A 442-nucleotide genomic window follows, 5' to 3' on the forward strand; every position below is an offset into this window, starting at 1 on the left:
GTTGTTTTGGATCGGGCTGCCCATCGGAACGTCGCCTGAAAGCACAAGCACATCCTGGAGTGCCACTGCCGGGGCCTGGGGAGCGGAATCAACGACGACCTGGGGCGGCGGTGCCACCATGTTCTTCGCGACATAGCCAGCGCCACCCGCCGCGGCCACCGCCACGCTCAGAATTATCAATCGCGATGCTGGCATCTGTCCGAACCCTTGCCCTGGCAAACCACGTAGCCAAGCCGGACTTTGCAGCGGCAATCGTCAAAACAAGGTTAATGTAATGCTTACGATCGTGATTAATTTAACGTTTACATAAATTAGCCGGACTATAGCCGGACCGGCCAAAACAGCCGGGCCGACCCCGTTGAGAACGGGGTCTCGGCAATGCTGACAGACAATAAAATAATATCGTGGTCAGGCCGCCAGCCTGGCCAGCGCCCATATCATC

Annotated in this window: 1 pseudogene; it reads right to left on the reverse strand. The window is 57.2% G+C overall.

What is annotated here, in order from left to right:
- Positions 1–195 (reverse strand): annotated as a pseudogene (locus ENZ75_RS34010) (Flp pilus assembly protein CpaB); the annotation flags it as partial.
- Positions 196–442: the final 247 nt, after the last annotated feature.

Origin of the sequence: Mesorhizobium sp. M7A.F.Ca.CA.002.04.1.1, assembly GCF_004022805.1 — a bacterium.
Taxonomy (GTDB): domain Bacteria; phylum Pseudomonadota; class Alphaproteobacteria; order Rhizobiales; family Rhizobiaceae; genus Mesorhizobium; species Mesorhizobium ciceri.